We start from the raw sequence: 4445 nt of genomic DNA on the forward strand, positions 1-4445 counted from the left end.
TGCGTCATCCTGGTCTCTTTTTCTCTACTTAGCCGTGGGTATCGTGTTTTCTCATCTGTCAGATATTAATGCGTTTAATAACGCCCCGGTGATTGTGAGCTTTATCGTCATCTACACGATTTCTTATTATTCACTGATTTATCAAAAGAATCATAACGAGTGATGGTAGATAAGGACACAATAATACCGGCAAGTGTTGGCCGATATTATTGCACCTAAACCGTTTTTGTTGGATTATTCCCGATAAATCTCTTCTCTCTTTATAATCACCTGCAACGCGATAATTATCTGACGGCTCACGCCGTGCATTCCATAATCTCGCAGGCAGGTCAGCTTCAGTACCTGGAATACAGGGCAGTAAAGTAATACTGAATAGACCGGAATAAGCAACCGGATATTCTTCTTTAAATCTCAACCGAAGGGCAGACAGCCTTTCGGGAACATTAGATACTGTAAAGGAAAAATCATTATGAAAAAGGCGCTGATTTTATCCGGCCATCGTTACCCGGAGCGTTCACGCATCAGTGAGGCGGCGGGACAGGCGTTAAGCACGTTACCCGGCGTCACCGTGCACAACCTGATGAACGAATACCCGGATTTTGTTATTGACGTGAAACGCGAACAGCAACTGCTGAAAACCCATGACGTGGTTGTTATGTTGTTTCCGTTCTGGTGGTATTCCTCCCCAGCTATTCTTAAGGAATGGCAGGATCAGGTGCTGGAATACGGCTTTGCTTATGGCTCAGAGGGAAAAGTGTTGCATGGCAAACCATTTATGGTGATGACCTCAACCGGGGGCAATGAAGCGGCCTACACATCACAGGGTTACAACCGCTATGCTGTCGACGATTTACTGTTGCCGTTCCAGGCGATGGCGAATCTGACGGGGATGCTCTGGCAGTCACCAGCGATGATTCAGGGCGCCAATGACATCAGCGACAACGATATTGATCGTGGTGTGAATCGCTGGCTGACACGGCTGAATGCGTTGCTGATTGAGTGATTGTTATTATGGGAGCAAGCCGGAACCGGCTGGGGAACAAAAAAGAATATAATGCTCAAAGGACGCTCAGCCTTCACGGCCGGGCGTCCTGGTTTATTTTGTGATTATTTTTTGCGTAACGGTATAACATTAATAATTGGCAGAAGAACAGTTTCGGGTGATTCATCTTCAGCAGGATGATTCACCCGGCAGACAACAACAAATTCAACAAACCGAACAGCATTTGCGTGCACAGGCCTACGTGCTGATGCAGGAAAAAGAAAGAAATCTCGCAGCAAAATAGCGGGATTCTATTCTCAGGAAATTTAGTGTCCTACGCATGGGCACGATGATGCAGAAAACCTGTAGAGATCAACCTTCTTCAGCAGCTTTACCCGATACTGGGTAGAAAGCTTACCAGGGTGTTACCCGGCAGGACGAACAGTGCCATTCACCACCAGGCAAAGAGACTGGGATTACGACGATACGCTAAAAAGAATACCGGTAAGCCTGCCAAGGACAAGGGGCAATATTTTATCCGGATTGTGTAATATTTAGACCATTACCTGATGATGATTTTGGTGAAAGTGTAACTATTAAGTTAATTGATGAGTTTACTTTTTTGGATAATGCGCAGAGGTGTATCGTTGTTCATTTTTCGTGGCTGATATAAATGAGATTGTTGTTGTGTCTGCAATGAGGGATTTAAAATTAACTGTAGAACTTACTAGGGTGTGTCCCTTAATTGCATAATTTTTTGTAAAACAGTCGGATGCAACCCAGCTTCACCATTGCCAAATAATTCCTCGCTGTTTTGTCGTAACGAGTCGCAATGCGACGGTATTCTTTCAGGCGGCCAAAGCACCGCTCCACAACATTGCGATTGCGATAGGTATCACGAGCGAGTTGTGAACGTCCGTCCAACGCCAGTTTTTCATTGCATTTTCGCGGGATAACTGCTTTTATCCCTTTTCTTTTCAGCTCGTTACGCAGTGCATGACCTGAGTACGCTTTGTCAGCCACCACCGCATAACCACGACGCTTCATGCTGCCGTTCTGCCGCTGAACACCGATGCCGTCCAGAAGACGTAATGCGAATTGGCTTTCGTGAGCCTGACCCGGGCTTAACAGAATGTTCAACGGGAGACCGCTTCCGTCTGTCGCCAGATGGATTTTGGTGCCAAAACCACCTCGAGAGCGACCCAGGCCGTTATCTCCGGCGATATCGGGATGTTTTTTTGGGCACCGGCAGCACATTTGAGCGCCCGTATATTGCTGCCATCCAGCGCCGTGGCAGACCAGTCAACGAGGCCATACGCATCAAGTGCAGAAAGTAACCTGTTGAAAATAATGTTAATCACTCCCGACTTCGACCACCGATTAAAGCGGTTATAAACCGTTTTCCATGGACCATATCGTTCAGGTAAATCGCGCCATGGCGCACCTGAACACAGCACCCAGAACATACCGTTGATGATTTTTCGATGTTCAGCCCACGGTCGTCCGGGCTGTGGAGATGTGGGTTCAGCAGGCAGTAAGGGCTGGATGATGCACCATGCTTCATCGGGAAGATCGTAGCGGGCCATAGCTTAATGTGTTGGGGAAACAGGTATTTACTATAGCTCAGGATATTAAGGGACACAGCCTAGAGGAATATATTCTATTTATTTTTAAGTCTGCGAAAGAGATGGGATTTATTATAATTTTTCTTTTTTTCTCAGTTGATTTTCCTGTAATGCCGATATACCTCATGGATGACCAACGGGGAGGCCTCAAAGGAAATGGTATTCATTGTGGTGATTTTTAAATATTGACAAGTACGATGGTGAGGAGTAGTGAGTCCTCCCCTGAATAGGGCATTTATTAATAGTTTTGACAGGGGCAATGATGATTCGCCATATTTTATTTATTGCATTTAAGGATGCAGCATTACCGGAACAAATACAGGCCGTCAGATCAGCATTTCTGCAGATCCCCGATCGCATTGAAGGCGTTACAAACGTGGAATGGGGCACCAATGACAGTCCGGAAGAGAAAAATGCGGGGTTTACTCACTGTGTATTGATGACGTTTGCGGATGAAGCAGCACGCCAGCGCTATTTGCCGCATTCGGCGCATGATGACCTGAAAGCGATTTTTAGACCGATATTGCGAGAGATTATCGTGCTGGATTATACCCTGACCCCCTGATTTATTTTTCTGTAGATTGATAACCCGAGGGATTTGAGTGAAATGACACAAACGATGACGGATGACGCAAAACGTATTATGGGCGCATTCAGAGAAGCGCCGGTCATGACAGTGCAGGCGGTCACCACCATGACGGGCCTGAGCGAGCACACCACGCGATTTATCCTGGAGCAGCTGCGACATGCTGGACTGGCACAGGGAAGGCATGAACTCTGGCGTATGGATGAGGGGGATAACATCCCCCTTTTTGATGACGCAGAAAGCGGTGCGCTGTATGCGCCAGTCTGGAGGGGATTTTCCTGATGATGAAGAAACCGCGCTTGAGTTTGACATCAGGCTTAACAATGTCCTTCGCAGCCGGAAAGATGGCCCTGAATACTGGGAAGCCAGCGAAAAAATGCTGGAATACTGGCTTGTGGTGTGTGCGGGGGAAAGTAATGCCGAAGCGGCTTGCTCCCTGTCTACTATCCGGCATGCGAAAAGGCATTTATGATGGTGCTTATGTCGGTGCAGCGTTCTCTGGAAAACTATCATAGTGAGACTGATGTTGATGTGCTCAGAACGAAAAGCCTGCAGGCACTATTAGAAAAAACAGGATAGTCCAAAGGAGGACTTAATGGAACTGATGAACCAGCCCTTTACCGGGCAGCTTGGCAACCGTCTGATCGAGTTGCTTAGTTCACCAGACTACCGCACTCTTAACATTGTTGTCGCGTTCGCAAAGAACAGTGGTGTCCTCAGAATTAAAGATTCTCTCAAAAGATTTAGGGACCGAGGAGGAAAAGTAAATGTGTACGTGGGTGTCGACCTTGGTGGGACGTCCTACGAGGCTCTCACCGCTTTGCTTATTAATACCGACTCCTTGCATGTTGTGCACTCTGAAAAAGGCCAGACATTCCATGCAAAGATCTACCAGTTTTTAGGTGATAATAAGGGGTTGATAGTTGTGGGTTCACACAATCTGACCGGTGGCGGTCTGTGGAGCAACTTCGAAAGCTCAGTGCATATCACTATTGACGGATCGAATGAAAATGAGGGGGAAATACTCAGTGGGCTGGAGAACTATATTGGGGAATTAACGTCACTCGATAATTCATTCATGCCGATAACGTCACAAGATGACATAGAAACGCTCCTTGAAAATAGCTATATATTTAAAGAAGTCGCCGAACGGGTACGTTTGGCTGCTTCAGCTAAAAAGCCTGGAGCCCAGGCGCGTTTGTTCGGTAATGGTGTTCCTGCCTCTCTTCCTCGTATGACCAAACCACAGGTA

The 4445-nt window shown here is 46.8% G+C and carries 6 protein-coding genes; 5 read left to right on the top strand and 1 reads right to left on the bottom strand.

The window, feature by feature from the left end; translation table 11 throughout:
• Positions 1-469 precede the first annotated feature (469 nt).
• Together ADK28_RS08530 and ADK28_RS32435 are read left to right on the top strand one after the other, a co-directional pair.
• Positions 470-1003, top strand: coding sequence for an NAD(P)H-dependent oxidoreductase (locus ADK28_RS08530; RefSeq protein ID WP_048795419.1), 534 nt, complete (start codon positions 470-472; stop codon positions 1001-1003).
• Positions 1004-1139: 136 nt separating this feature from the next.
• Positions 1140-1286, top strand: a complete 147-nt coding sequence (locus ADK28_RS32435) for a hypothetical protein (RefSeq protein ID WP_193392121.1) — start codon at positions 1140-1142, stop codon at positions 1284-1286.
• Positions 1287-1723: 437 nt separating this feature from the next.
• On the opposite strand, the gene ADK28_RS30970 is transcribed toward ADK28_RS32435, so the two are convergent.
• Positions 1724-2568, bottom strand: a protein-coding gene (locus ADK28_RS30970) for an IS5 family transposase (protein WP_152929665.1) whose coding sequence is annotated in 2 segments (ribosomal slippage) — positions 1724-2223 and positions 2223-2568 — 846 coding nt in all. Because the reading frame shifts where the segments join, the coding sequence is not laid out codon by codon here.
• A 298-nt stretch (positions 2569-2866) separates the two neighbouring features.
• On the opposite strand from ADK28_RS30970, the gene ADK28_RS08540 reads away from it, so the two are divergent.
• From ADK28_RS08540 to ADK28_RS08550, 3 genes are all read left to right on the top strand, one after another.
• On the top strand, positions 2867-3172 hold the full coding sequence (locus tag ADK28_RS08540) for a Dabb family protein (protein ID WP_204375371.1): 306 nt from the start codon (positions 2867-2869) through the stop codon (positions 3170-3172).
• Between the two features lie 181 nt (positions 3173-3353).
• Positions 3354-3665 (top strand): hypothetical protein, encoded by a 312-nt coding sequence (locus ADK28_RS31375; protein ID WP_049190899.1) that lies wholly within the window; start codon positions 3354-3356, stop codon positions 3663-3665.
• Between the two features lie 123 nt (positions 3666-3788).
• Positions 3789-4445, top strand: a 657-nt coding sequence (locus ADK28_RS08550; protein WP_048795422.1) for a phospholipase D family protein, incomplete at its 3' end; no start/stop codon positions are given.

The organism is Serratia sp. 506_PEND (assembly GCF_001076875.1).
In the GTDB taxonomy this organism is placed as follows: Bacteria; Pseudomonadota; Gammaproteobacteria; order Enterobacterales; family Enterobacteriaceae; genus Serratia; species Serratia marcescens.

What these genes read in the sequence shown, in the direction of transcription:
- ADK28_RS08530 (WP_048795419.1), top strand. Translation starts at nt 470, where the DNA reads ATGAAAAAGGCGCTGATTTTATCCGGCCATCGTTACCCGGAGCGTTCA.
- ADK28_RS08540 (WP_204375371.1), top strand. Translation starts at nt 2,867, where the DNA reads ATGATGATTCGCCATATTTTATTTATTGCATTTAAGGATGCAGCATTA.
- ADK28_RS31375 (WP_049190899.1), top strand. Translation starts at nt 3,354, where the DNA reads ATGCTGGACTGGCACAGGGAAGGCATGAACTCTGGCGTATGGATGAGG.